Below are 24,711 nucleotides of genomic sequence, written 5' to 3' on the forward strand. Positions count from 1 at the left end.
AAACTGAACTGCAATTTAATTCATTAAGTAAGCTAACGGACAGATTATGAAGATAGGAATGAGGGGGAACTTATGGACTCAAGGAAAGCATCTTTGAACTTCGAGAAAGTCAATTGTGGCGGTTTTCATGGAGATATCGTCTGTACAGCCATCGTTACTAAGCTTCGGGCTGCTGGTTGTGTTTTCGCCGAAGATGAGGCACGGTTACTCATTTCTACGGCCAGGACGCTGGATGATCTCGCCGCCATGGTGGACCGGCGAGTAGCTGGTTTGCCCCTCGAACACGTTATCGGCTGGACGGAGTTTTGCGGTCTGCGGATAGCGGTGGACCCGGGCGTTTTCGTACCTCGCCGCCGCACAGAGTTTCTCGTCCGCCAGGCCGCCGCCCTCACGCGGCAAGGAGCTGTCGTGGTTGACTTGTGCTGCGGTTCGGGCGCGTTGGGGGCCGCGCTGGCGGCAGTGCAGGAACGGATTGAGTTATATGCCTCCGACATCGACCCCGCCGCGGTGCAGTGCGCCTTGCGCAACGTCGCTGCTACCGGTGGTCACGTGTACGAAGGTGACCTTTACGAGCCGCTGCCTGCTACACTGCGGGGCCGCGTCGATATCCTGGTCGCCAACGTACCTTACGTACCTACTGAGATGATTAGGATACTACCCTCAGAGGCTCGCATACATGAGGCGCGTGTGGCACTTGACGGAGGTGTGGATGGGCTTGATGTCCAGCGACGGTTGGCGGCTGCGGCGCCAGATTGGCTGGCACCTGGCGGTCACTTGTTGGTCGAGACTAGTGAACGGCAGGCAAAGCAAACTGTCGAGATCTTCGCTCGTAATGGGTTGATACCGCAGGTGGCCTGTTCTAATGAACTGGATGCCACCGTTGTCATCGGAACTAGGCCTGCCTGTTTATCCCGCATTAACGGGCGGTAAGACCCCCACCTCAAGATTTAGAGGGAAACAAAGAAGATAGGTGGGGGATAACTGCTGACAAGCCTGTGTATTTTTTGTTGCATTTGTCTATACCCTTATATTGCAAAAAAACGACCGTATTAAATACCTATCGATGTCTTACTTGCATACTAATTTAGCCAACTGCTTATAGATCTTCACAATTTCTTCAAGCCTTATTCTTACCAACCCGCTTGAGGAGGGGGCAACAAAATCGATTGTTCCAGGTATGACTGACTCAGGCTGTTTTCCCCATGGTGCTACCTTTCGACCGCTATATTCTTGATAAACGCCTTTCCCAACAAAACAGACTACTTCGGGCTTTAGCTGTGTAATTTTCTGTTTTAAAATTTCTTTTCCTTTTTTATACTCGTCCTTGGTAATCTCACCTGCTGCTTTAGTTGGTCTTGCTACTATGTTTGTAAGACCCATATCCAAATCCAATAATTTATAGTCTTCCGAAGCATCATATTTTCTCGGTGTTAGTCCCGCCTCATGGAGAATTCTCCAAAAACGATTATTAGGATTGGCGAAGTGATGCCCTGTTTCACTTGAGCGAATGCTTGGATTAAAGCCGACAAACAAAATTTTTAACCCTTTTTTAATATGATCATTAACTGGTTTCAAGAATACACAGCCTCCTTATATGGAATACAAACTGATAAAGTTTTTTTATTTTACCACAACCCTTTTAGTTTCTTCTCAGTGTGTTGGATTAAACTGTCTATAGAAAGATGTAAGGGGGAAGTTTAAGTGAATCAAAAACGAACAAAATTCATGATGCTTCTGGTTGCTATCTTAACGGTATTTTCGATTACACACAAAGTATTTTAGACTATAAAATATTGGACTGTTAAAAAAGTTATAGACTGAAAAAGTGTTTTTATCATTCGTGTTTTTAGAGATAGATTTAGGCTGTTCTAAGGATAGACATATCAGGATGTGAATTCTTGAATTTAAACAAAGACATTGAAATATTTTCAAAAAGGCTGAGCATAAACCAGATTTTTTCTGATTTATGTCTCAGCCTCTTTTGGCATCTTTATGTTTATTCCACTATGGCCTGTTCACTTTGCTCCATACCTCTAATGGATTCAGCTACTTTAACCATCATGGAACATTCGACTCTCTTACGGAAGATGTCACAACTGAAGTCGTAAGTTCCATTGAGGGAGCCGGTTGCATGCAGCGCATTGGCAGGGCAGCCGCCACTGCAGTAGAGTTTCGCCCAGCAGTCTTGGCATTCCGGCTTCGAGTAGCAGTTGTTTTCTTTAAATTGGCATTGCGTTTCTGGTTTTGTAATTCCATCCCAGATGTTTCCCATGCTGTACTCTTCATCGCCGACGAACTGGTGGCAAGGGAAGAGTTCGCCCCATGGTGTGACAGCGAGATATTCCGTTCCTGAGCCGCAGCCGGAAATTCTCTTTTGGATGCAAGGACCTTCTGAGAGGTCAAGCATGTAATGATAGAAGGTGAAGCCATTCCCTTCTTCCGCGCGCTTTAGCATTTCTTTGGCGAGAATTTCGTACTGGTTATAAATCTCTGGGAGGTCCTCATCAGTGAGCGCATATGGTTCACGTGGATCACAGATGACTGGTTCCATCGAGAGCTTGTCGAAACCAAGATCTGCAATGTGAAAAATATCATTGGTGAAGTCGACATTGTTGCGAGTGTAGGTTCCACGTACATAGTATTCTTTGTCTCCACGCTTTTCGAGGAATTCCTGGAATTTCGGAACGATATAATCGTAGCTTCCTTTTCCGGTGACGGTTTTGCGAAGGTGATCATGAACCTCTTTTCTTCCATCAAGACTTAGTACTACATTGTACATTTCCTCGTTCAAGAAATCGGTGATCTCATCGCTCAGCAGCATGCCATTCGTAGTGAAGGTGAAGCGAAAAGTCTTTTTGTGCTCTTTTTCTTTGCTTCTTGCGTAAGCGACAATCTGTTTGACAACCTTCCATGCCATGAGTGGTTCTCCACCGAAGAAGTCGACGTCGAGGTTTCGGTGATGACCGGAGTTTTCTAATAGGTAATCGATGGCTCTTTGTCCAACCTCATAGCTCATGATTGCTCTGTTTCCGTTATATTTTCCTTGGCTGGCGAAGCAGTATTCGCATGATAGGTTACAGGTATGCGCGACATTGAGGCAGAGAGCCTTTACATAAGTTTGACGATTTCTCAAATCGATTGAGAGGTCCTTAAATTCATCCTCAGTAAAGAGTTGTCCATCATTTTTTAGCTCTTCGACATCCGCGATTGTTTCGCGAATGTCCCCCTCGGAGATGTTGGAATCATATTTGTACTTCTCCAGCATCATTGTCACGATTTCTTCTGCAGGAGTATTCTCATAAAGCCCGATGATTTCATAGGCGAGGTCATCGACAACATGCACCGATCCACTATAGGTGTCCAGCACGATGTTGTATCCATTTAATTTATATTGATGAATCATACTTAATAATCAAACTCCTTTTGTCCATAAAGTGAAACTTCTATTAGCGGGATAAAAATTGCCGCCCATCTGGAAAGCAGTTGGGCGGTACATTTCTTATTTCCTATCTGCTCATTGTGTTTTCACACTTCTGATTTGCAACTCCGCAAGACGTTTTGCAAGCTGATTGGCAAGATGTTTGGCATGCACCGCATCCACCGTGTTTTGCGGTATCCTTCAGTTTACGAGTGCTCAGTGTTACGATTCTTTTCATAACGCACAACTCCTTTTTAAAATGTTTTTTGAAGAAATAAGAGTTAAATAATGTGAAACTTTTCACATTAAGAAGTAATATTTGTGAATAATTTCACAATGAAGGTCAAAACTTGTGAATCCTTTCACATTAATTCCAACAATAATTTTAACAACACCGCGGGTTCACGTCAATCATTCCTGATGTCTTGATACTGCGGAAAATCCACTTGATTTCGTTTCTACTTTTTCTTCATCACGATTTGAAGAATTTCGAGAGTGCGTAACGTTCGCATGTAATTATGATTTGGGATTCCCTGTTATAATAAAAAATTCGTCCTTTCTTAAGAAAGGACGAATTTTTTTAGGTATCTATCCTTGAATATTTATGAGTTTTGCTATTGCGGAACATGTGTTTCGTACTTCCGCTGTAATTCCTTCAACTCCTCCATCAAATTCTCCCCAATCGTAGGAGCAAGTTGGTCGTATATAGGTGATAGTGTCTTTTCCCATTCTTTTCGTTGTTCGTCGTTTAATTCATGAATTTGAATTGATGAGTTTTGTTTCATGAGTTCAAGTTGTTCTTTGTTCATTTGAATGGATTGTTGATTATTCCAAGCAGTCGTTTCTTCCATTGCTTCCATTAGTGTTTGCTTTGTTTTTTTCGTTTGTTTGTCCCAGGTTTTTTGATCCATCATGACAACATATCCTAAATACCCATGGTTAGTAATTGTCAAATAGTTTTGGACGTTATAGAATTTTTTAGAGTAGATATTTGAAATGGTATTTTCTTCGCCATCAACTTTTCCTGATTCAATTAATTGATATGTAGAGTTAAATGAATCAGGATATGTGTGAACTTTTAATAAATCAAATTGGGACTTGATTACATTACTTTGCATGATGCGAAAAGATTGTCCCTTTATATCTTCGGGTGTATAAATGGGTCCTTTATTTGAAGTGATTTGTTTAAAGCCGTTGGACCAGTGGGCAAGCCCTTTTATTCCATCTTTTTGTAAGGATTGAAGTAATTGTTCCCCAATTTTTCCGTTTAGGCCTTCTTGTAAGGCTTCATAACTTGAAAAAGCAAATGGTAAATCAAGTACGCCCCATTCAGGGGAGAACGCTCCAAGTTTTGATGTAGAGGGAGCAATAATTTGTACTTGCCCAGATTTTAAAGCACGAAATTCTTCTATATCAGAATATAAACTTCCATTAGGGAAGACTTCTATTTTTATTTTACCATTTGATTTTTCATCAACGAGTTCAGCAAATTTGTTGGCAGCACGTCCTTTTGGTGTGTTTTCGGCTACAACATGGCTAAATTTAAAGACGATTTGGTCTTCTAGTCCCTCTTGTTCATCATCGTATGAGAGTGTATTTTGAGAAAAATAACCCTGATATTTAATAAATAAAGCGCTTGCAATTAAAGTGATGAAAAGGAGTATAAAAGTAGCTGCTTTTTTCATCTTAGTTCTCCTTTTGAGGTTGTTATTGTAAGCATATCGAGAAGATTTCTATTCGTAAAGATGCTTTTTGAGGAAAGGAGGGCCAAAAGTGAGGAAATTACCAATCCGTTGGAAAATTACGATTCTTTCTTATGCAGTAGTTATATTTTCGCTCATGATTAGTGGAGGGGTTATAATCGCAAATATTCAACAAAAAGAAGAGAAAGAATTAAGAATTAGATCTATGAATACAGCGCGAACGGTAGCAGAAATGTCAGATGTAAAGAGGGCTCTTCAAGAAACAAATGGATGGGTTACATTAAATCCTGTTATTGAAAAGATTAGAGTAATTAATGAAACAGATTATATTGTAGTTATGAATATGGAACGAGTTCGATACTCGCATCCTGTGAAAGAAATGATCGGGAAACCTTCAAAAGGAGCAGATGAAGAACCTGCATTTGCAGAACATATTTATTTTTCAAAAGCAAAGGGAGAAATAGGTACTGTAATTCGTGCGTTTATGCCCATTAAAGATCAAGACTTAAACCAAATCGGTGTTGTCGTTGTGGGAAACAAAATACCAAGCTTTTGGGGGATTATGGTTGAATTACGAGGAGAAATTCTTTTTATAGTCATATTAACTTTAATATTTGGATTGATAGGTTCATTAATGCTCGCTAATCATATAAAAAAACAAATGTTTCAGTTAGAGCCATATGAAATTAAACGGATATTTGAAGAAAGGACAGCAACCTTCCATTCCATGAATGAGGGTGTGATTGCGATTGATAATCAAGAAATTATTACGGTTTTCAACGAGAAAGCAAAGCAAGTTTTTCATGTAGATGGAGATGTTGTAGGAAAGCCTATTCGTAAAGTATTACAGGATACAAGGCTTCCAGAAATCGTGGAGAAAAATCAGGCAGTATACAATGAAGAGATAAAAGTCAGCGGGCAGGTTATTTTAAGTAATCGTATCCCTATTAAGAAGGGGAAGGAATTAATTGGAGCTGTGGCAATTTTCCAAGATCGTACCGAAGTAACAAAGCTTGCGGAAGAATTAACTGGAGTGAAGAACTTTGTAGAGGCATTGCGTGTGCAAAGTCATGAGCATATGAATAAGCTTCATACAATAGCAGGTTTAATTCAGCTCGGTAAAGCTGATAAGGCATTACAACTTGCATATAACACTTCAGAAGAACAGGAAAATGTAACAAATTTTTTAAATGAGACAATTAAAAATGATGCCGTTGCAGGTCTGCTTTTAAGTAAGGTTAGTAGAGGAAAAGAGCTTGGAATTCAAGTGGTTATTGATCAAAATAATTATTTGGAGGCTTTTCCATACCAATTAGATCAACACGATTTCGTTGTATTATTAGGAAATTTAATAGAAAATGCATTCGGATCATTTGAACAAATTGAGGCCGCGAATAAAAGAATTGATATTAGTATTGAGCAGTCAGAGGACGTATGTGCAATATTAATTGAAGATAATGGCTGCGGAATAAAAGAAGAGCATTTACCAAGGGTATATGAGAAAGGGTTTACTGTGAATAAGCGTAACGGGACAGGTTATGGTCTTTTTCTAGTAAAACAAATTGTTGAAAAGGGAAGAGGAGAAATTAGGATTTCATCTTTTCAAGATGAAGGAACTTCTTTTATCATTACTTTTCCAATGGAGATGGAGGCGGAATTGTATGGCATGTAAAGAGGAATTTAAAGTAGTGTTGATAGAAGATGATCCAATGGTTCAGGAAGTGAATAAAGAATTTATAAGAAGTGTAGAAGGGTTTCAAGTAATAGCTGTTGCAAGCGATGGTGAGGAGGGGATTCGTTTTGTCAAAAAAATGAATCCAGATCTTGTTATTTTGGATATCTTTATGCCTAAAAAGGATGGTATTAAAGTACTGCAGGAATTTCGAAAGCAAGAATTAGAAACGGATGTAATTGTTGTTTCTGCTGCTAAAGATAGGGAAACAATTAAACTCATGCTTCAAAATGGAGCTCTAGACTATATCATTAAGCCTTTTAAGTTGTATCGTATTCAGCAAGCGTTAGAGAAGTACCGCCAATATAGAACGAGTTTGAGAGATTCTGGGGTTATTTCGCAGGAGCAACTAGATTTATTACTATATTCTGGGCGTTCTGAGAAAACTGTGAGCAATTTGCCAAAAGGCTTGAACGAATTTACATTAAATGAAATTGTAACGTATGTAAAAAAGCAAGAAGAACCTCGTTCTGCCGAAGAAGTGGCACGTGCAATTGGGATAGCTAGAGTTACGGCCCGGCGTTACTTGGATTATTTAGAAAAAAGCGGCGTAATTCATTTGGCAGTTCAATATGGTGGAGTTGGAAGACCAATTAATCGTTATGTGTTTCATGAAATGAAAAACTAAGACCAAAATGAACAAAATATTCGTTATGACCATAAACTTCTCTCTTTTTAATGTAAACGCTATCATTATGTTAGAAACAAAGGGGTAGAAAAGCTTATAAAATTAGAGGAGGGAGAAGAAAGGTGAAACGACTCTTTAAAAATTTAACTTTTCAAGTATTAACGGCTATTGTGCTTGGTGTGTTAGTTGGATTACTTTGGCCAAGTGTCGGTAAACAAATGAAGCCATTAGGCGATACATTTATCAATGCTGTAAAAATGGTAATTGCACCGATTATTTTCTTAACAATTGTACTTGGTATTGCCAAAATGGGAGATATGAAAAAGGTTGGTAAGGTTGGCGGAAAAGCTCTTATTTATTTTGAAGTGGTGACGACATTTGCACTTATTGTTGGTTTAATTGTTGTAAATATTATGAAGCCAGGTGAAGGCCTTAACTTTAATGAACTTGCAAAAGGGGACGTATCAAAATATACACAGGGCGGAGGGAATGGAATTAACTGGATTGATTTTGTAACTCATATCGTGCCTTCTAATATGGTTGATGCGTTTGCAAAGGGTGATATTTTACAAGTATTATTCTTTTCGATTTTATTTGGTATAGGGCTAGCGGCTCTTGGAGAAAAAGGAAAGTCAGTGATTGATTTCTTAGACAAACTTTCACACGTATTCTTTAACATTATTGGCTATGTAATGAAAGCTGCACCGATCGGGGCATTTGGTGCTATGGCATATACAATCGGTTACTTTGGACTTGCTTCGCTTGTGCCACTTGGAAAATTAATGATGTCAGTATATATAACGATGTTCCTATTCGTTTTTGTTGTTTTAAATATTATTTGTAAGATATATGGATTTAGTTTATGGAATTATTTAAAGTTTATTCGGGATGAAATATTAATTGTATTAGGAACAAGTTCTTCTGAATCTGTACTGCCAAGAATGATGAATAAGATGGAGCAATATGGATGTTCAAAATCTGTTGTTGGTCTCGTTATTCCAACAGGTTATTCCTTCAATCTTGATGGTACGTCTATTTATTTATCCATGTCAGTTGTCTTTTTAGCACAAGTATTTGGTATCGATCTAACAATTGGGCAGCAAGTTACAATTATTTTAGTGCTTATGTTAACGTCTAAGGGAGCTGCAGGTGTGACAGGAAGTGGATTTATTGTATTAGCGTCTACTTTATCAGCATTAAAGGTTATTCCTTTGGAAGGATTAGCATTACTTCTTGGAGTAGATCGCTTCATGAGTGAAGGCAGAGCTATTGTAAACTTAATTGGAAACGGGATCGCTACGATGATTGTTGCAAAGAGTGAAAACGAATTTGATGAATCAAAATATGCAGAAGCGGTTTCTGGTATGAAAGTGTTGAAAGAGACGAAGAAAGCTATATAGTGCATAAGCAGTAGAAAGGATTGTTTGTTTTAAAAGGAATGAAGAATATAAGGGAAAAAAACTATCCACTACAATAGGTGGATAGTTTTTTTAAAATTAGCTTATCCGGCTATTTTGGGATAGTAAGACTCCCACTGGCGGAAGTTTCATTTTATCCCGCATTAACGGGCAGTAGGACCCCCACCTCAAGATTCAGAGGGAAGCGAAGAAGATAGGTGGGGGATAACTGCCCGTAAAAGCCCGATTGGTTCAACTAACCATCAGTGGGGGAAAAAACCCCCACTGATAGAAGTTTCACTTTATTGAATCCATTGCATAATGGTTTCTTTCCCCAGCTATCCGTTTTTGGATAAAGTTAATGGTATCCGTTGCAATTCTTTTGCGATTAAGGACAATTCCAGCATGTCCGCCATTATATACATGTCGTGTAGGTTTTCCCCAGGACTGCCATAAGTAATCAGTGTCTTCGATATGGACATACTGATCGTTTTTGGCGGAAATTAACAGGATGTTGTCTTTATTCATTACTGGAACCGTTTGGTTAGGTTCTGTAATTCTCCAATACTGTATTAAATCATTATAAGTAATTCCGTGTTCTTGTAAGTCTGCTTTAATATATTTCCCAGGCTTTGTATTCCAAATGGAATAAGAAAGACGATTGGCATAAAAAATAGAAGCTAGTACATCAATTTGAGATTCAACTAAAGCCATTAAATTTGTAATGAATCCACCTAGGCTAATACCGACTAAAATTACCGGTCCTTGTTTGTTTTTCTTAATCCATTGTATTAATCCTCTTAAATCAGCTACAGCTTGCTGAGATGATTGGACTGTTCGCTCAATGTTGGCGCTAATCATGTATTCTCCGCTATATAGTGAACATTCTGGCTTTCTTTCGAAGTGATATGGTAGCGTAAAATAATACATATTCCATTTCAAATTCATTATTTGATCATGAAATATTTTTTTTACTCTTTCATTTGAATCCATTCTCCAACCATGAACAAAAATAATGTTAGGTGAGGCATCATTTTGGTGTAAAAAAGCCTCTCCAGTCACAATATCATTACATGAAATACCAGATTGAATTGAACTTTTATATTCGAATTTACCGATATTATAATTTTGATTATTAAAATCTTTTATTTTAAATTGAATATTGATTGAATTGGTTTTATAAAACTCTTGGATGTCTTTCGTTTCTAAAACTTTACTAGGAAGAGAAGAAAATTGAAATTCTTTGCTGCGTTTCTTATGCAAACCATATAAGGCATATAAGTCTATTGCTTTCGAAAAGAACAAAATGTCATACCCCCCAATTGTATAAAATAGCATATTGTATGATTTTACAATTTTTTAATTAAAAGGAATAGATTACCCTGCTTTTGTGACTGAATATGCTATATCATCTTTTTGTGTAAGGATGTTCAAACTTTCTTTTTAAAGGTAGTAGTCGTATAGGTTTTTAGTATAAGTAATGTAGATAAGGTGACAATATTGTGAAAAGAATATCGTCATAGGTACAAAAGAAAGCAGAAACGTGTAATTTTCTACTCATTGTCGATATAATATATAGAAGAAATACAGTGGATAAAAGGAGTAGTTTGAAATGAAACAAAAAGCTTGGGGTGCGATTCTGCTTAGTAGTGCATTACTATTAACAGGATGTACTAGTAATAAAGAAGTAAAAAAAGAAACGAAAGAAAACTTAGAACAGATAGATCCAAAAGATCAAAAGGCAGACAATCCGGAAGATGTGAAAGTGTATAATTCCGTACATAGTCAATATGAGAAAAAAATTGATGACGAATTAAATCAGGCTATGGAGCTTTGGAAAGAAGCTAAAGAAGGATCTGCAAGCACATTACAATCTCCGAAGTTTAAAGAAGACGTACAAAAGGTAACAGAAAATACGTTAGCAGATATTGAGAATGTGCGTAAAGAAATTCGGGTTCCAAAATCAAAAGAACGGGAAAACGCCTTGTATGTAGGTTTTTTAGATGAAACAGAACAGGCGATGAAAAAATTAGCGCAATTAGCGAAAGAAGAAAATTCTGCATTAATTCGTGATGTTGAAGTACATTTTTCTACAGCAGTTAATTATTATGATCGTTTTAAAAAAGAAGAGCAGGGAGCGAAATAACTTTGTTTACAAACAAAGTTATATTTTGCACTTAACGACTATAAAACCCGCACCTCAAGATTTTAAGAAATCGAAGATAGGTGGGGGTTTTTTGTTGTTTTGTAAATAAATTTTAAGATAGAGGAATATTTGACATTCTTTGCATATATTATTATCATTATTGATAATAATAATAAATTTTAAAGGGGTTGAACGAAATGATTGTTGTAACAACGGAAAGTGTGCCAGGTTACGAAGTAAAAAAGACGTTAGGAACTGTGTTTGGATTAACGGTACGGGCAAGAGGCTTAGGAAAAGATATTATGGCTGCATTCAAAGGTTTATTTGGCGGAGAGATTTCACAGTATACAGAAATGCTTGAGGATGCAAGAAAATATGCGTTAGATCGTATGATTGAAAATGCTGCAGCGATGGGAGCGAATGCAATTATTATGGTTCGTTTTGATTCAGGCAGTCTTAGTCATAATATGAGTGAAATTGTAGCATATGGTACAGCTGTTATTGTAGAAACGGTTGAATAGTATGTGGAAAGGCATTTTCATATATTTCTGTGTACAGGTGATTATTTTTCTTATTATTTTAATGATTGCTAAAAGAAAAGATAAAAGATTACAAGATAATCATGGCACAGAAGTACCAAATGGGTATTTGTTTACAGGGGAAATATATTTTGATCCAATTACGAGAGAGAAATATGAAGTATACTATAACGAAATGAACGGAAAAAGGTTTCATAAAAAATGTTAGTTTATCCCGCATTAACGGGCAGTAAGACCCCCACCTCAAGATTGAGAGAGAAGCGAGGAAGATAGGTGGGGGATAACTGCCCGTAAAAGCCCGATTGGTTCAACTAACCCTCAGTGAAAAAAGCACTCACTGAGGGAAGTTTCACTTTATTGTTATATGGAATCAATAGAAATAACTTTCACTATATAAAAGCAGCTCTTTTAGACGGAAGCTAAAAGAGCTGCTTTGCTTTTGTTTACCTTATTAACGTGCAGTAACTCCTCAGATTAAGATTTAAGGGAAATGAAGAGTATATAGGAGTAACCGCCCGTAAAAGCCTGATTGGTTTAACTAACCTTCTGGGAAAAAATCGTTCCCAGAAGGAAGTTTCACTTTATTTTGGCATTTTATATTCTTTTTTCGTTCCATCTGTAAAGACAACTTTTAAGTCGAATTTTTGATAATCTTTATCGAGTTGGAATACATCTACTACTTGATCAACGACATCTTGGTCTTTTGTGTCCTTATCGAATTTAAGCTGTTGTAAGAGTGGAGCCAATTTATTCATTGCTTCATCTCCAGCCAACCTTTCATTTGTTTTACTATCGTCTACTTTTGCTTCTGGTTTGTCAGTTGCTTTTTTCTGTTTATATTCTGCTTCGTAGTCTTTCTTTGTATCTTGATAAGTTGCCTTTAAATTGAATTCATTAAAACTTAACTTTAAATCTTGATTTACTGCATCTTTTGTTCCCTCTGTCGTTTTCTTATTAGTAGTTGTATCCTGTTTTGTTGTTGTACATCCTGTCATTGCAGGTACTAGCATGAATGCTAAAAGGATTGAAAATAAGATTCTCATGTTGTATGCCTCCTTATTATTTTTCAATAAAAGTTTTTCCAATTTTTATCTTTTTATGTAAGAGAAAAAAATTGTTTTTTACAATATTGAAAGTAAATTAAAAAGACAAAGGATAATTGCTGTGGTCGGATATAAGATATCTATATCATTGAAGAAAAATCAAACTGTAGTAAGAGGAAATGAAGGATAAAGAAAAAGGTATCCTTTGAGGGGATACCCTTTTTATGTTACTTCTCAATTCTTGCCCATTTGAAGTTTAATGGGCCCGCGAAATCAACTTCAACGATACCTTTTACATAAGAGCGCTGTAAATAAGATTTCCCGTTTTGATATAGAGGTGAGATTACTGCATCTTTAAATAAGATTTTTTCTGCTTGTTTTAAAGCTTCCCAGCGTGCTTTTTCGTCACCAGCAAGGTCTGTTTTTGCTTTTTGAATTAAATCGTCAAATTCTTTATTTGAATAATGATCCAAGTTGTATGGATTACCAGTTGTGAACAATTCTAAGAATGTAATTGGATCAGCAAAGTCTGGGCTCCAGCCGTCTATACCAATTTCGTAATTGCCTTGTAATAATAACGTTACTTGTTGTTTACGAGGCTGTGGTTTTAGTGTAACGGTTAAACCTTCTAAGTTTTTCTCAAGCTGCTCTTTTAAATACGCCCCTGTTTTCTTTGATAAATCCGTATCGTTTGTTAAAAGTTCTAGTGTAATTTTATCCGATCCGAGTTCTTGTTTTGCTTGTTTCCATAACTTTTGTGCTTCTTTAGTATTTTCCTTTGTTAAGTCTCCATTTTCAGTACGGAAGTCTTTTCCACTTGGCCCCTTTACAAAGTTCTTTGGAATAAGTGAGTAAGCAGGAAGAGAGCCGTCATTCAATAGAACATTTACGAAGGATTTTCTATCAATAGACTTATCAATTGCTTGACGAGCATTTACATTTTGTAACACTTTATTTTTTTCGTTCATGCGTAAAAATTGTACGCCGACAGCTGGGCGTTCTTTAAAATTAGAATCTTTACGGTATTTATCAACTAAATCAGATGTTAGAACAACACGATCCAGTTGTTTTGATTCATATAAATTTACTTCTGTGGATTTCTCTTTCACAATATTAAAATTAACTTCTTCTAGTTTCACAACATCTTTATCCCAATAGTTTGGATTCTTCTTGAATTGGAAGCTTTGTTCATGTTTCCAATTCTCTAATGTAAAGGCACCGTTATAAATTAATGTATTTGATTCTAAAGCGTATTTATCGCCTTGTGATTTAAAGAATTCTTCATTAATTGGTAAGAATGTCGGAAACGCAGTTAGGCTAATGAAGTAGGGAACAGGGCGATCTAATTCCACTTCTAATGTTTTATCGTCAATTGCTTTTACACCAAGTTGATCAGGTGAAAGTTCTTTGTTGTTAATCTTTTGCGCATTTTTAATATCAAAGAATAAAAATGCATATTCAGAAGTTGTGGCAGGATCAACAGCATGTCGCCAAGCGAATACGAAATCTTTCGCTGTAACAGGTGTCCCATTTGACCACTTAGAATCTCGTAAATGGAACGTATATTTTGTTTTATCTGCACTAACATCATGAGATTTTGCTACGCCAGGAACTGGTTTATTACCTTCTCCAAGATTGTATAAGCCTTCAAATACGTTTCTCATTACTTGCCCAGAATCGGTATCTGTTGCACGTGCTGAATCCATCGTACGAATTTCAGTAGCAGATGCTAAGTTTAGGATTTGTTTATCAGGTACTTTATCTTTTGCTTTTGCGGTACTTGCATTATCTTTGTAGCTACCGCATCCCGTTAATAATAAGCTTGCCCCTAAAACAGATGCGACAGCAGGTATAAATTTCTTTTTCATTTTAGTTCCTCCCTAAATTGTTTGTCTACTTTGTCTTAATATTTTGTTGGCCAACAATTATGAGGGAAAATAAAAATCCCTCTTTTCATATAAAAAAAGAGGGATTTAAGTGTTTATAACGTGCGCACATTTATAAACAAAGTCCCTCATTCTATCTTTCAAGCAAAATGCTTGCAGGAAGTGGCACAGTATTCGCAAGCGAACCTGTTGCCGAGGTTTCACAGGGCCAGTCCCTCAACCTCTCTTGATACAATGAGTAAACATAATAGACAAGTATTAATTTTTTATTTCTTTAACTATTCGAAATCTTACCATTAGAATGAATGGAGTGTCAATTAGGTAAGGTAAAATTCGTAATTTTCAGTTTTTGGAGACGAAAGAACATCAAGTATATACTTGATGTTCTCATGCATTAAAAATTAAAATTATCTGGGTCCGGCCCAACACGGTGATTCTCATTCAGAGATTGAATTGCTTTCATATCTTCAGCAGTTAATTCAAAGTCAAAGATATCTGCATTTTCAATAATACGATGCTCCTTTACGGATTTTGGAATCGTAACAACCTCATTTTGCAAATCCCAACGCAGGATTACTTGGGCAGTAGATTTATTATACTTTGCTGCAATTTCTTGTAAAGTTGGATGATTAAGAAGCTGACCTTGCATTAATGGTGACCATGCTTCTAATTGAATGCCATGCTCTTTACAAAAAGTATGCAGTTCTTCTTGAGTTAAGCGTGGGTGATATTCTACTTGGTTAATCATTGGTCTAATTTCCGCATCTTCTAGTACGTCTTGTAAATGGTGGACTTGGAAGTTACTAACACCAATAGAACGAACACGACCGTCTTTATAAAGCTTTTCTAATGCTTTCCACGTCTCTTTATATTTACCTTTTACAGGCCAATGTACTAAGTATAAATCTAAGTACTCTAAGCCAAGCTTTTGTAGACTTGTTTCGAACGCTTGTAGTGTAGATTCATAGCCTTGGTCGCTATTCCATACTTTTGATGTAATGAATAGTTCTTCGCGTGGAATACCGGATTCTTGAATTGCTTGTCCAACACCTTCTTCATTTTTATATATAGCCGCTGTATCAATGCTACGGTATCCGTTCTTGATAGCTGCTTTTACAGAATCAATAACCTCTGAGCCGTCTTCTACTTTAAAGACACCTAAACCAAACCATGGCATTTTCACACCGTTATGTAAAGTTGTGCAATCTTGTAAGCTCGTTAATTTCATGTTAATTACCCCTCGCTTTTTTATTTGTTGCTTCAATTGCTTGGTGAATGACCTTTGAGAAATTATACTCATATAAAACTTTTAGACCTTCTGCAGTTGAACCACCTGGCGTTGTCACTTGTTCACGCAGCATAGCTGGATCTTGTTCTTGTTCGAGCATAGCAGCAGAACCAGCAATCATTTGAATGACAAGATGTTTTGCTGTTGCTTCATTAATCCCATAACTTTTTGTTGCTTCAATTAGACCTTCAGCAAAGTGGTAAAGAAAGGCTGGTGCACTGCCAGTAACAGCAGTTAGTTGGTGAATTTCTTCTTCTGTGCAGAGTTGTGATGTACCAATGCCTTTTAAAAGAAGTTGCAGTGTTTCTTGCTGTTCTTCATTTACGGAATGTCCCATTGTATATAAGGAGATAGACTGTCCGATCGTCGCAGCTGTATTTGGCATAATCCAGGCAACTGGTGTACCTTGAGGAAGTTTTTCTTCTAAGTAAGATGGGCCAATTCCAGCAGCAACGGTCACTACAAACTGATGAGCTAGAAGAGGAGATAATTCCGCTAATAACTGTTCATGTGCAGCTGGTGGCATTGCTAAAACGATGGTATCCACAGCTTTGATGTACTGTTTCCAATCATTTGTGGTCGATACGCCATATCGTTGCTCTAATTGCTTAAGTTTTTCTATATCGCTTCGATTGGATACAATAATTTCTTCGATGTATTCTTTACTCGTCTTAAGTAGACCAGTAAATATTGCTTCAGCCATACGGCCTGCACCAATAAATAAAATTCGTTGTTTTTTTTGCATATCCTTTAATCCTTCCTGTAGGAAATGTAGTAACAAAACGATAACATTGATGAAAGATAATTGTAAAAAGAAAAGACTTGCACGTAAAAAAATCCTAGTCTCAGAAAGTATCATTTCCGAAACTAGGATATATAATTAAGATTTTGTCATACCAAGAAGAACTGCACCGCCAATAATTAGTGCACTACCAAGTGCGATAAATACCATTTGGCGTTTTGTTTTCTTTTCACCTAAGAAGATAATTGCACCAAATGTTGAGATAATGATTCCAGTTTGGGATAACGAGAAACTTGTTGCAACACCAACTTTTGGTTGAGAAAGGAATAAGAATAAGTTACCTGTACCCCATAATAAACCAGATAAGATATTACGAACTGCATATTTATTGAAAGGTTTATGTTTAGCTGTTAGTATAACAGCTCCAACGAACATACCAACTGCTTGAGGTAAAATAGCAGCCCAACCATCAACGTTGTACCAACGAATAATGACTACATATACAAGGTAACCGAAGGTAGAAATAATTAGAGTAACGATTCCTTTTTTTAGTTGTCCAGGTGGCTGTGCATTTTCTTTATCATCTAAAGAAGTAAAAACAACACCAATCACAATTAAAAGGATTGCAATCGTTCCCAGAATAATTGTAGTAGTAGTTGCCCATTCATGAAATGCGATAACCCCAAAGATAGTAGTAGCTACAAGCTGCATACCTGTTGAAATTGTAACAGTTGTTGAAACACCCATTCTTTCCACTGTTTTTAATTGATTAACTTGTCCTAAAGCCCAAAATAAACCTGAAATAAAGCCAACAATTAATATGGTTAAAGATAATGCAGGTGTTGTAAATGCATACATGATTATAGCAAAGAATAGAGCGCCAATAGTCATACCTACTGTTTGGCTATATGCACCGCCGCCCATTTTTACACTTACTAATAAAATATTTCCCCATGCTAATGCAGGAAGAAGTGCTAATAAAATATCCATTACAAGACTCCCTTCTTGTTATATCAATAAAATGTATTCCGTTCTAACAATCGGTAATTTCCTACTTAAGAAGTAGAGGATTACCGATTGTTAAAACATGACTCCACATCTATGAAGTAGTGCTGTGAATAAGAAGAGCACTATTATTATATAAATGCGTTTTCAATATAATTTATGCGTTTTCATTTATTCCTTTTTTCGCACCTTCATATAATAACAGGAAAGTATCTCATTTAGAAAGTAAATTCAAATAGAATGTATATTTATATGAATGCGAAAAGTTTTAATATTTTATAAAGGTATAAAAAGGTAGAGAGATTCAGAGAGGAGTGAGGAAAATAGGTAGGGGATAACTGCTGGCATGCGCCCGATTGGTTCAACTAACCATCAGTGGGGATGAAAAACGTCCCCCACTGATGGAAGTTTTACTTTATCAGAGGCTATTTTATATGTGCACATGCTTGTTTTTCGTATTGTGTGAGCTGCTCATTTTGAAAAACGGAAGTATGTTTATATACGCCATCTTCTTGTAAAACCGTGGGTAAAAATTTCTTCGTTAAAGAATTTACTCCTTGATTTTGTTCAGATAAAATCCAAGAAATATGTTTCCAGTCTAAAATACCTTCAGTTACTTTTTTAGGAGTGTGGTAAAGAATATGAGCTGGAAGGTTTGCTGTAAAAAGGTATAATCCCTCGAAGTGTGTATTGTCAATTTTCCATGATAATGTTCCTTTATATGCAACTTCTTGCTTTGCTAAGGATAGGCCTGTTTCTTCCTCAATCTCGCGTAGAATGCATGCGGTTGGTGTTTCAGTTTCTGTCATCTTACCGCCAACGCCATTCCAAAGGCCTTGCAGAGGTGCTTTCTGTCGATTGAGCATTAATATTTCATCATCTTTTCTTATAAAACCAAGCGTTTGATTAAACATGAAATCTCCCCTTTTCTTCTATAATTCTACAAGGAAATCGTCTTTTCATCTCATTTCGCGGGAAATAATAAAAAAAGCAGTAGCTTTGTCGAAAGCTACTGCTAGAAAGATGTTGTTTTTTTATTTATAAACTGAATGAGCAATAAAAAAACGAGTGACATACCAACAGTTGTAAGAACGAGTGCCCACGCAAGTGACATGTTACTCGCATCAATTGCCATGTAGATTGCCGTTGGAATCGTTTGTGTTTTACCGGGAATGTTTCCGGCAAACATAAGTGTTGCACCAAATTCCCCTAGAGCACGTACGAAACTTAAAATCATTCCGCTAAGTAGAGAAGGGAACGCAAGTGGTAATGTTACATGTAAGAACACTTGTATTTCATTTGCTCCGAGGTCTCTGGCTCCATCTTCAATTTGTTCATTAGCAATCATAAACCCTGTTTTTGCTGATTGGTACATAAGTGGAAATGCAACCACAGTTGAAGCGATAACAGCAGCCCAAGATGTGAACATAATAGATTGTTGAAACATAGTTTCTATCCACTGACCAATTGGACTATTTTTTCCAAAGATGATAATAAGGAAAAATCCAATTACAGTAGGCGGGAGTACCATTGGCAATAGGAACAATGTTTCTAATAAAACTTTATAGCGTTTTGTTGAACGAGCTAGAACACGTCCAATAATTGTTCCCAACACCATCACGATTATAGTAGCAAGGGCAGCAACTTTTAGTGAAAGAATGATAGGTGACCAAAATGCATCAAATACCATAATGACTACTGCAGCACTGTAAAACCATATTTTTTAAAGATCGCTAGAGCGTCTTTAGACTGTAAATATTCATAAAAAGCAGTTGCTTCCGCTTTATGTTTTGTTGCTTTTATAATGCCTAGTGGATAGTGGATTGGTTCGTGCGAATTTGTTGGTGCTGTGTTAGCAATGTTTACTTTCTTAGAAATAAGTGCATCTGTTTTATAAACAATCCCTGCATTAACGCTTCCTGTTTCTACGTATGTTAATACTTGGCGTACGTCTTTTGTGTATACTATTTTATTTTGGAGGTCGCTCCAAAGGTTTAAATGAGTAAGAGCCTCTTTTGCGTATTTACCTGCCGGAACAGATTCAGGTGTACCTAATGCAATTTTCGTCACTTGATCTTCTTTTAATGATTGAAAATCTTTTATGTTACTATCTTTTGGAACAACTAATACTAAATCATTGCCGAGCAGATTTTTTCCTTCTTTTTGATCAATGATTCCTTTGCTTACAAGCGTTTCGAATTTGTCTTCTGCGGCCGAGAAAAATAGATCGGCAGGAGCTCCTTGTTCAATTTGTTGCTGAAGAGCGCCAGAACTTCCAAAGTTAAATGACAGCTTTACATTTGGTTCTTTCTTTTCATATTGTGTTTGAATGTCTTTTAGTGCATCTTGTAGACTAGCTGCAGCAGAAATAGTAAGTTCAACGTTTTCCTCTTTAGCAGTTGTTTTTTCTTGTTTATTTGTACATCCCGTACTTATTACGAGAAGTAGCACGAATAAAATACTGCAAATAGAACGAAATATGCGTTTGTTCATCTTTATTTCTCCTTTCTTTCATCCCATTCCAATTATAACTAATTATATCTAATTATAAATAGTTATAATTAGTTATGTTGTGATTTTTCTCACAATAGTAAAAATAAATAGAAGAAAAACTGTTATTTTTGTTACAATGAAGGCAGAAAGCGAGGAATCGGCTTATGGATCATCATTCCTACACAACGGAAGAAGTAGCGAAACGATTAAAAGTATCGAAATTAACAGTGTATGATTTGATTAAAAAAGGTGATTTGCCCTCTTATCGAGTTGGTCGGCAAATGCGTATTGATGCAAGTGATTTAGAGAGATATATTACAGAGATGAAAACAGGGAAGATACAAGCTGATTCATCATCTATACAGGTAATAAATCAAACAAACAAATCCGATTCTTGTATTATTAGCGGACAAGATTTATCTCTAGATATGTTAACGAAACATCTAGAAAGTCATTTGAAAGCTCCTAATATATTAAGGGCATATCAAGGGAGCTTAACAAGTTTGATTCAAATGTATCAAGGAAAAGGAGATATTGTGAGTCTCCATTTGTTCGATGGGGATACAGGAGAATACAACATTCCGTATGTGAAACGAATTTTAGTTGGGCAACCTTGTATTGTTATTAATTTATTATCAAGAACATCCGGTTTTTATGTGCAAAAAGGAAATCCGAAACGTGTAAAGACATTGCATGATTTATGTGATGCATCCATTCAATTTGTAAATAGGGAAAGAGGATCGGGTATTCGTGTTCTTGTTGATGAACAATTGCGTATAAATGGAATATCCAAAAAGAGTATTGTTGGGTATGACTGGGAAGAGTCAAACCATATTGGCGTTGCTTCTCAAGTAGCGAATGGAAAAGCTGATGTAGGGATAGGAGCAGAAAAGGTAGCACAAATTGTAAATATAGATTTTGTTCCACTTATACAAGAGCGTTATGATTTAGTGATTTTAAAAACAGAAGAAAATACTGCGTTGATTGAAACAGTAAAAGAAGTATTACAGTCTCCTGAATTTCAAAATGAACTGCGTGCTATCGGTGGTTATAATATAAGTAAAACAGGTAAAATTATGTACGAAACAAATTAAAAAGAGCTGCTTGTATGATGACAAGCAGCCCTTTTCATTTATCCCGCTATTCGCGGGCAGTAAGACCCCCATCTCAAGATTGAGAGAGAAGCGAGGAAGATAAGTGGGAGCTAACTGCCCGTAAAAGTCCGATTGGTTCAACTAACCATCAGTGGGGAATGAAAAAATCCCCACCGATGGAAGTTTCACTTTATATAAAGGGGAACGGGGAACCTATAGAACATGTACAAGTACACACAATTGTTGAAAGAAGAGCTGCACCGCTTATAAGTCCAACGTAATATGAGGAGAAGTTACTGACGAATTAGCTTACGGTAGGACTATAGCTTTTGTAAGAATAATATTTTAAAATTTGTCACTTATTTTTATTACTAACTATTAATACTTAGTGTTATAATTAAAAGTAAATACAGTTATAAAAATTGAATTGTAGAAGGGAACAGATCGAATGTATACATTCATTACAAGGCTGTTGAAATATATATTTAAAACATTTGGAAAAGTAGAGGTATATGGAAAAGAAAAATTACCGCAAGGCGGAGCGTATGTTGTAGCTTGTACGCATACAAGCTGGATGGATGTTGTAATGTTAGCAACGGGAATGTTACCAACGAAAATTCATTACATGGCGAAAAAAGAATTGTTTCAAAGTAAATTTGGGAATTGGTTTTTTAAGAATGTAAATGCCTTCCCGGTTGATCGTGAAAATCCAGGACCAAGTACACTGAAAATTCCATCTAGATTATTAAAAGAAGGAAAAGTTGTTGGGATTTTTCCGAGCGGAACGAGAACAGCAGAAGCTGTCTCATTAAAAGCTGGCGCTGTTACAATTGCATTTCGTTCTAATGTTCCGTTAGTTCCAGCGGCATATATTGGACCTAAAAGTTTAAAAGAATTGTTTCGCGGAAAAAGAGCGCAGTTAATTTTTGGTGATCCGATTCAAGTGGAGCAATCATCGCAGATGGATCGTAAAGAAGTGATGCAACTAATGACAGAAAAATTAAATGAGACGTTTGCACAGTTAAAAGAAAGATTGCAAGAAGATAAAAAAGCATAATGGAAATAGGAAAAGACGACCTGGCATAGAAGGTCGTCTTTTCAATTTTATCTATATAAGGGGAAAGGGGGACACAAAATTATATAAGATTCATTGCGGCAGTATCATTACTTGTCCAATGTAGTAGAAACAGTTTGATTGGGTGCTGCCTTGTTTCTGACTACATTGTACGAAATATGAGGAGTTATAACTATCGAATTAGCTTACAGCATGATTACATTTTTGTAAGGTACATGTAATGTAACTCGATAGTTGTAATGAATAGTATCACCTATAATAAAAGTAGAAAGAACGAAATATATCTTTCTGCCTAAAGTAATAATGTGATGAAAAGGATTAACGACCAACTAACTGTAAGCCACATCTTAAAAGAGATGTGGCTATTTTTTTAAACCTTACAAAAATGTAAGATTAAAGTAAGCAAATTCGATGGCACTTTTGTCATATTTCACTCATAATACAAATAGACATAGAAGTTAGGGAGATTATAGAAGGGAGACAAGTGGGATGCAAAAAGAAGAAATGGCTAAATTTCCATTCGTAGAATGTTTTAGCTACTTTGGTGTTGCGATTGTATGTATTGGAATTTTTGACGTGATTACAAATTTAATTGTTTAATAAATAGACGAACAAGAAGGAAAGCCTTCTTGTTTTTTTATTTTATATACATTTTAGAAAGTCATATTACAATGAAAGAAAGAGGTGATAGAAGTGAGATGGATTGATAGTCATATACATTTGGATCAATATAAAAAAGAAGAGCAATTACAGTTAATTGAAGATATACAAAAGGTGAAGGAAATAGCAGGAATGATTGCTGTGTCGATGAATTATCATTCTTGTCAACGAACGTTGGAGCTAGCGAAGAATTATCCGTCTATATATCCAGCACTTGGATTTCATCCCGAGCAAGACATTGATTTTGAACAATGCGAAAAAATTTATCAACTGATTGAAAAAGAAGCACATCACATTGTTGCGATTGGAGAAGTTGGTTTGCCTTATTATTTACGGCAAGAGAATCCCAAGTTGTGGTTGAAACCATATATTGAAATACTAGAAAGATTCGTATACTTGGCCCAAAAACATGATTTGCCAATTGTACTGCACGCTGTATATGATGACGCAGAAGTTGTTTGTGATTTACTTGAATCTTATCAAATATGTCGAGCTCACTTTCATTGGTTTAAGGGAAGTCAGCAAACGATGGAGAGAATGATAGGGAATGGATATTACATCTCTATTACACCTGACATTGTATATAAAGAAAAGATCAAGGATATTGCTGCTTTTTACCCGTTATCGCATCTTATGGTAGAAACGGATGGACCATGGAAATTTAATGATGAAATGACACATCCATATATGATTTTACAAGTGTTAAAGAGTATGAGTGAAATAAAAGGACTATCACTTGAAGATACAGCGGAAACTATTTATAAAAACACAGTTCAGTTTTATAAAATATAGCAGAAAAGATTCAGGATTTTCCCTGAATCTTTTCTATTACTCAAATCTTTTGGACGCTTGATTAATAACAAGAAGATAGGAGCCATGCGTCCGATAATGATAAAAAATCCGTATTTTTTCAATAAATCTACAAAATTATCTCCGGTAAATGGCTTATTCACATGAATCCCATGTCGATCCCGTATTAATGGGCAGTAAAACCCCACCGGTGGAAGTTTCATTCTATCAGAAGTAACCTCGATATCATTCATTTTGACTTCGTCTATTTTATTTATATTGAGTGGAATTTTAATTTATAGAAAAATAGTGAATGTAATTCTATAAATGGTATGTGATTTAAGTTAGTTTCAATGATTGATAGAGAAATGTTACATTTTCATGTATGTTTAATATCTTTTGCATCACAAACTCAGACTTAAGAAGGATGGCAGTGTAGAATATTCTTGGTATGATAGAAATGAAGCAATTGTATATGTGTAAGGCTGAAAGGCGACAAATTTCAGCGAAAGAAGAGGTAAGATACGTGAAGAAGTTCTTTGTAGGGTTCTTAATTGTAGTGGGAATATATACGTTTTTTCGGGGCGAGTCAGAAGGAATGGACAGAGTTATAAATTCAACAAGTTATGTTGATTCAGAAGAAGCAAAACAGATGAAACAAATTATTAGCGAAGAGGCTGAGAAATATAATCTTCCAGAATGGATACCTCTTACAATTGCCGAGCATGAGAGTCGTCTAAATCCAAGAGCCGTTGGAGATCATGGAACATCATTTGGGCTATTTCAATTGCATCGGGGGGGTGGAATTGCTCCTGAGAATGTAACAGATGAGCAATTAAAAGATCCGCGAATAAATGCTCAAATTGCTATGCCTCATTTGGCAAAAGGGTATAAAAGGGGTGTAGAGAAAGGTTTAACAGAATTTGAGTTACTAAAATATATAGCAAACACATCCGGCTGGCCTGGTAATCTTGGAACGGAGTGGACGGATAAAAATATGAATTACAATATCGGGTTAGAGAATGCGTATTATAAAAATAAAGGTGTTATGAAAGAGTAGGTTGTATGATGAC

The 24,711-nt window shown here is 36.4% G+C and carries 24 protein-coding genes, 1 pseudogene and 1 riboswitch; of the genes and pseudogenes, 11 read left to right on the forward strand and 14 right to left on the reverse strand.

Annotated features, from left to right (window positions below; all coding sequences use genetic code 11):
- The first annotated feature begins 72 nt into the window (after nucleotides 1-72).
- Nucleotides 73-930: a putative protein N(5)-glutamine methyltransferase gene (locus ACTDJC_RS21430; RefSeq protein WP_440604631.1), complete on the forward strand. Its 858-nt coding sequence runs from the start codon at nucleotides 73-75 to the stop codon at nucleotides 928-930.
- 138 nt (nucleotides 931-1,068) lie between these two features.
- Here the strand turns inward: ACTDJC_RS21430 and mug are convergent, their stop codons facing one another.
- The 4 genes from mug to ACTDJC_RS21450 form a co-directional block, all read right to left on the reverse strand.
- Nucleotides 1,069-1,575, reverse strand: a complete 507-nt coding sequence (gene mug / locus ACTDJC_RS21435; protein WP_440604632.1) for a G/U mismatch-specific DNA glycosylase — start codon at nucleotides 1,573-1,575, stop codon at nucleotides 1,069-1,071.
- A 421-nt stretch (nucleotides 1,576-1,996) separates the two neighbouring features.
- Entirely contained in the window at nucleotides 1,997-3,403 is a 1,407-nt protein-coding gene (scfB, locus tag ACTDJC_RS21440) for a thioether cross-link-forming SCIFF peptide maturase (RefSeq protein ID WP_440604633.1), read from the reverse strand.
- A gap of 103 nt (nucleotides 3,404-3,506) precedes the next feature.
- Entirely contained in the window at nucleotides 3,507-3,656 is a 150-nt protein-coding gene (gene scfA, locus ACTDJC_RS21445) for a six-cysteine ranthipeptide SCIFF (protein ID WP_440604634.1), read from the reverse strand.
- A gap of 376 nt (nucleotides 3,657-4,032) precedes the next feature.
- On the reverse strand, nucleotides 4,033-5,103 hold the full coding sequence (locus ACTDJC_RS21450; protein WP_440604635.1) for a TRAP transporter substrate-binding protein: 1,071 nt from the start codon (nucleotides 5,101-5,103) through the stop codon (nucleotides 4,033-4,035).
- An 88-nt stretch (nucleotides 5,104-5,191) separates the two neighbouring features.
- Here ACTDJC_RS21450 and ACTDJC_RS21455 point away from each other — a divergent pair, with 88 nt between their 5' ends.
- From ACTDJC_RS21455 to dctP, 3 genes are all read left to right on the forward strand, one after another.
- Nucleotides 5,192-6,793: an ATP-binding protein gene (locus tag ACTDJC_RS21455; RefSeq protein ID WP_440604636.1), complete on the forward strand. Its 1,602-nt coding sequence runs from the start codon at nucleotides 5,192-5,194 to the stop codon at nucleotides 6,791-6,793.
- Nucleotides 6,783-7,481: a response regulator gene (locus tag ACTDJC_RS21460; protein ID WP_098309312.1), complete on the forward strand. Its 699-nt coding sequence runs from the start codon at nucleotides 6,783-6,785 to the stop codon at nucleotides 7,479-7,481. The genes ACTDJC_RS21455 and ACTDJC_RS21460 overlap by 11 nt, the downstream gene beginning before the upstream one ends.
- 122 nt (nucleotides 7,482-7,603) lie before the next feature.
- Nucleotides 7,604-8,881, forward strand: a complete 1,278-nt coding sequence (gene dctP, locus ACTDJC_RS21465) for a C4-dicarboxylate transporter DctP (RefSeq protein ID WP_440604637.1) — start codon at nucleotides 7,604-7,606, stop codon at nucleotides 8,879-8,881.
- 294 nt (nucleotides 8,882-9,175) lie between these two features.
- Here the strand turns inward: dctP and ACTDJC_RS21470 are convergent, their stop codons facing one another.
- Nucleotides 9,176-10,183, reverse strand: a complete 1,008-nt coding sequence (locus ACTDJC_RS21470; protein WP_098309310.1) for an alpha/beta hydrolase — start codon at nucleotides 10,181-10,183, stop codon at nucleotides 9,176-9,178.
- A 307-nt stretch (nucleotides 10,184-10,490) separates the two neighbouring features.
- On the opposite strand from ACTDJC_RS21470, the gene ACTDJC_RS21475 reads away from it, so the two are divergent.
- The 3 genes from ACTDJC_RS21475 to ACTDJC_RS21485 all read left to right on the forward strand — a co-directional run bounded on the left by ACTDJC_RS21475 (nucleotide 10,491) and on the right by ACTDJC_RS21485 (nucleotide 11,771).
- On the forward strand, nucleotides 10,491-11,024 hold the full coding sequence (locus tag ACTDJC_RS21475; protein ID WP_440604638.1) for a hypothetical protein: 534 nt from the start codon (nucleotides 10,491-10,493) through the stop codon (nucleotides 11,022-11,024).
- 197 nt (nucleotides 11,025-11,221) lie between these two features.
- A complete protein-coding gene (locus ACTDJC_RS21480; protein ID WP_098309308.1) occupies nucleotides 11,222-11,545 on the forward strand; it encodes a YbjQ family protein in 324 nt (107 codons plus the stop codon).
- Nucleotide 11,546: 1 nt separating this feature from the next.
- The gene (locus ACTDJC_RS21485) at nucleotides 11,547-11,771 is read left to right on the forward strand and encodes a hypothetical protein (RefSeq protein WP_098309307.1); all 225 of its coding nucleotides are present in this window, start codon (nucleotides 11,547-11,549) and stop codon (nucleotides 11,769-11,771) included.
- A gap of 373 nt (nucleotides 11,772-12,144) precedes the next feature.
- Here ACTDJC_RS21485 and ACTDJC_RS21490 read toward each other — a convergent pair whose 3' ends face one another.
- The 8 genes from ACTDJC_RS21490 to modA form a co-directional block, all read right to left on the reverse strand.
- A complete protein-coding gene (locus ACTDJC_RS21490) occupies nucleotides 12,145-12,606 on the reverse strand; it encodes a YusW family protein (RefSeq protein ID WP_098309306.1) in 462 nt (153 codons plus the stop codon).
- Between the two features lie 227 nt (nucleotides 12,607-12,833).
- Entirely contained in the window at nucleotides 12,834-14,474 is a 1,641-nt protein-coding gene (locus ACTDJC_RS21495) for an ABC transporter substrate-binding protein (protein WP_440604639.1), read from the reverse strand.
- Nucleotides 14,475-14,622: 148 nt separating this feature from the next.
- Nucleotides 14,623-14,728: riboswitch (SAM riboswitch) on the reverse strand.
- Between the two features lie 158 nt (nucleotides 14,729-14,886).
- Nucleotides 14,887-15,720: an aldo/keto reductase gene (locus tag ACTDJC_RS21500; protein ID WP_098309305.1), complete on the reverse strand. Its 834-nt coding sequence runs from the start codon at nucleotides 15,718-15,720 to the stop codon at nucleotides 14,887-14,889.
- 1 nt (nucleotide 15,721) lies between these two features.
- Nucleotides 15,722-16,525: a pyrroline-5-carboxylate reductase gene (gene proC / locus ACTDJC_RS21505; RefSeq protein ID WP_440604640.1), complete on the reverse strand. Its 804-nt coding sequence runs from the start codon at nucleotides 16,523-16,525 to the stop codon at nucleotides 15,722-15,724.
- Between the two features lie 135 nt (nucleotides 16,526-16,660).
- Nucleotides 16,661-17,512 (reverse strand): GRP family sugar transporter, encoded by an 852-nt coding sequence (locus ACTDJC_RS21510; RefSeq protein WP_440604641.1) that lies wholly within the window; start codon nucleotides 17,510-17,512, stop codon nucleotides 16,661-16,663.
- Between the two features lie 440 nt (nucleotides 17,513-17,952).
- The gene (locus tag ACTDJC_RS21515; protein WP_440604642.1) at nucleotides 17,953-18,441 is read right to left on the reverse strand and encodes an NUDIX hydrolase; all 489 of its coding nucleotides are present in this window, start codon (nucleotides 18,439-18,441) and stop codon (nucleotides 17,953-17,955) included.
- Nucleotides 18,442-18,542: 101 nt separating this feature from the next.
- The gene (gene modB, locus ACTDJC_RS21520; protein WP_440604643.1) at nucleotides 18,543-19,217 is read right to left on the reverse strand and encodes a molybdate ABC transporter permease subunit; all 675 of its coding nucleotides are present in this window, start codon (nucleotides 19,215-19,217) and stop codon (nucleotides 18,543-18,545) included.
- A 5-nt stretch (nucleotides 19,218-19,222) separates the two neighbouring features.
- Complete coding sequence (gene modA / locus ACTDJC_RS21525) at nucleotides 19,223-20,020, reverse strand: molybdate ABC transporter substrate-binding protein (RefSeq protein WP_440604644.1); 798 nt, start codon at nucleotides 20,018-20,020, stop codon at nucleotides 19,223-19,225.
- Between the two features lie 136 nt (nucleotides 20,021-20,156).
- Here modA and ACTDJC_RS21530 point away from each other — a divergent pair.
- The 3 genes and pseudogenes from ACTDJC_RS21530 to ACTDJC_RS21540 all read left to right on the forward strand — a co-directional run bounded on the left by ACTDJC_RS21530 (nucleotide 20,157) and on the right by ACTDJC_RS21540 (nucleotide 23,641).
- Nucleotides 20,157-21,114: pseudogene (locus ACTDJC_RS21530) on the forward strand (substrate-binding domain-containing protein).
- A gap of 448 nt (nucleotides 21,115-21,562) precedes the next feature.
- Nucleotides 21,563-22,171: a lysophospholipid acyltransferase family protein gene (locus ACTDJC_RS21535; protein ID WP_440604645.1), complete on the forward strand. Its 609-nt coding sequence runs from the start codon at nucleotides 21,563-21,565 to the stop codon at nucleotides 22,169-22,171.
- Between the two features lie 711 nt (nucleotides 22,172-22,882).
- Nucleotides 22,883-23,641: a TatD family hydrolase gene (locus ACTDJC_RS21540; RefSeq protein WP_440604646.1), complete on the forward strand. Its 759-nt coding sequence runs from the start codon at nucleotides 22,883-22,885 to the stop codon at nucleotides 23,639-23,641.
- Here ACTDJC_RS21540 and ACTDJC_RS21545 read toward each other — a convergent pair.
- The gene (locus ACTDJC_RS21545; protein WP_440604647.1) at nucleotides 23,629-23,892 is read right to left on the reverse strand and encodes a hypothetical protein; all 264 of its coding nucleotides are present in this window, start codon (nucleotides 23,890-23,892) and stop codon (nucleotides 23,629-23,631) included. The genes ACTDJC_RS21540 and ACTDJC_RS21545 overlap by 13 nt on opposite strands.
- Before the next feature lie 272 nt (nucleotides 23,893-24,164).
- Between ACTDJC_RS21545 and ACTDJC_RS21550 the strand changes: the two genes are divergently transcribed.
- Nucleotides 24,165-24,698: a transglycosylase SLT domain-containing protein gene (locus tag ACTDJC_RS21550; protein ID WP_098309334.1), complete on the forward strand. Its 534-nt coding sequence runs from the start codon at nucleotides 24,165-24,167 to the stop codon at nucleotides 24,696-24,698.
- Nucleotides 24,699-24,711 lie beyond the last annotated feature (13 nt).

This window comes from Bacillus sp. GB_SG_008 (assembly GCF_052038115.1).
Lineage (GTDB): Bacteria > Bacillota > Bacilli > Bacillales > Bacillaceae_G > Bacillus_A > Bacillus_A rhizoplanae.